At 55.0% G+C, this 2,631-nt stretch carries 1 rRNA gene; it reads left to right on the top strand.

Features of this window, described 5'->3' with window-relative positions:
- Positions 1-2,625: ribosomal RNA gene (locus tag KNP80_RS15660) — 23S ribosomal RNA — on the top strand; the annotation flags it as partial.
- Positions 2,626-2,631: the final 6 nt, after the last annotated feature.

The raw sequence follows: 2,631 nt of genomic DNA on the forward strand, positions 1-2,631 counted from the left end.
TCCTGGGGTTGTAGGACACTCTATACGGAGTTACAAAGGGATAGGATAGGTGAACGACCTGGAAAGGTCGGCCAGAGAAGGTGACGGCCCTGTAGCCGAAATCGTATCCCCTCCAGAGTGGATCCTGAGTACGGCGGGACACGTGAAACCCCGTCGGAATCCGGGAGGACCATCTCCCAAGGCTAAATACTTCCTAGTGACCGATAGTGAACCAGTACCGTGAGGGAAAGGTGAAAAGCACCCCGGAAGGGGAGTGAAACAGATCCTGAAACCGTATGCCTACAAGTAGTCAGAGCCCGTTAACGGGTGATGGCGTGCCTTTTGTAGAATGAACCGGCGAGTTACGATGGCGGGCGAGGTTAAGCCGATGAGGCGGAGCCGCAGCGAAAGCGAGTCTGAATAGGGCGCATCAGTCCGTCGTCGTAGACCCGAAACCAGGTGATCTACCCATGTCCAGGATGAAGGTCAGGTAACACTGACTGGAGGTCCGAACCCACGCACGTTGAAAAGTGCGGGGATGAGGTGTGGGTAGCGGTGAAATGCCAATCGAACCTGGAGATAGCTGGTTCTCCCCGAAATAGCTTTAGGGCTAGCCTCGAGGTGTAGAGTTCCGGAGGTAGAGCACTGATTGGACTAGGGGCCCCCACAGGGTTACCGAATTCAGTCAAACTCCGAATGCCGGCAACTTGTACTCGGGAGTCAGACTGCGAGTGATAAGATCCGTAGTCGAAAGGGAAACAGCCCAGACCATCAGCTAAGGTCCCCAAGTGTATGTTAAGTGGAAAAGGATGTGGCGTTGCACAGACAACTAGGATGTTGGCTTAGAAGCAGCCACCATTCAAAGAGTGCGTAATAGCTCACTAGTCGAGTGACGCCGCGCCGAAAATGTAACGGGGCTAAACATACCACCGAAGCTATGGATCCCGTAAGGGATGGTAGGGGAGCGTTCCAAGCAGCAGTGAAGCGGTATCGTGAGGAGCCGTGGAGCGCTTGGAAGTGAGAATGCCGGTGTGAGTAGCGAAAAGAGGGGTGAGAATCCCCTCCGTCGAAAGCCCAAGGTTTCCTGAGGAAGGCTCGTCCGCTCAGGGTTAGTCTGGACCTAAGCCGAGGCCGAAAGGCGTAGGCGATGGACAACAGGTTGATATTCCTGTACCGCCGTACCACCGTTTGAACGATGGGGGGACGCAGAAGGATAAGGTAACCGTGCGACTGGAAGTGCACGGACAAGCAGCGAGGCCGTCGGGTTGGCAAATCCGCCCGGCACACAAGGTTGAGCTGTGACGTGGAGCCCGTAGGGCGAAGTACCGGATTTCACGCTGCCAAGAAAAGCCTCTAGTAAGGAGGTCGGCGCCAGTACCGTAAACCGACACAGGTAGGCGAGATGAGAATTCTAAGACGCGCGGGATAACTCTCGTTAAGGAACTCGGCAAAATGGTCCCGTAACTTCGGGAGAAGGGACGCTTATGGCAACATAAGCCGCAGTGAATAGGCCCAAACGACTGTTTAGCAAAAACACAGGTCTCTGCTAAATCGCAAGATGAAGTATAGGGGCTGACGCCTGCCCGGTGCTGGAAGGTTAAGGGGATGTGTCATCGCAAGAGAAGCACTGAACCGAAGCCCCAGTAAACGGCGGCCGTAACTATAACGGTCCTAAGGTAGCGAAATTCCTTGTCGGGTAAGTTCCGACCCGCACGAAAGGCGTAACGATTTGGGCACTGTCTCAACGAGAGACCCGGTGAAATCATAGTACCTGTGAAGATGCAGGTTACCCGCGACAGGACGGAAAGACCCCATGGAGCTTTACTACAGCCTGATATTGAGGCTTTGTACGCGATGTACAGGATAGGTGGGAGTTTGTGAAGCCGGAGCGCCAGCTTCGGTGGAGACACCCTTGGGATACCACCCTTTGCGTATAGAGTCTCTAACTCGCAGCCGTGATCCGGCTGGAGGACCGTGTCAGGTGGGTAGTTTGACTGGGGCGGTCGCCTCCTAAACAGTAACGGAGGCGCCCAAAGGTTCCCTCAGAATGGTTGGAAATCATTCGAAGAGTGCAAAGGCAGAAGGGAGCTTGACTGCGAGACCTACAAGTCGAGCAGGGACGAAAGTCGGGCTTAGTGATCCGGTGGTTCCGCATGGAAGGGCCATCGCTCAACGGATAAAAGCTACCCTGGGGATAACAGGCTGATCTCCCCCAAGAGTCCACATCGACGGGGAGGTTTGGCACCTCGATGTCGGCTCATCGCATCCTGGGGCTGGAGTAGGTCCCAAGGGTTGGGCTGTTCGCCCATTAAAGCGGTACGCGAGCTGGGTTCAGAACGTCGTGAGACAGTTCGGTCCCTATCCGTCGTGGGCGCAGGAAATTTGAGGAGAGCTGTCCTTAGTACGAGAGGACCGGGATGGACGCACCGCTGGTGTACCAGTTGTTCCGCCAGGAGCATCGCTGGGTAGCTACGTGCGGACGGGATAAGTGCTGAAAGCATCTAAGCATGAAGCCCCCTCCGAGATGAGATTTCCCTTTGAGCAATCAAGAAAGACCCCTCAGAGACGATGAGGTAGATAGGTCATGGGTGGAAGCACGGCGACGTGTGGAGCTGAATGATACTAATCGGTCGAGGCTTTGATCTAGTCTAA

The organism is Exiguobacterium sp. E4787, assembly GCF_018618375.1.
Lineage (GTDB): Bacteria > Bacillota > Bacilli > Exiguobacteriales > Exiguobacteriaceae > Exiguobacterium > Exiguobacterium chiriqhucha.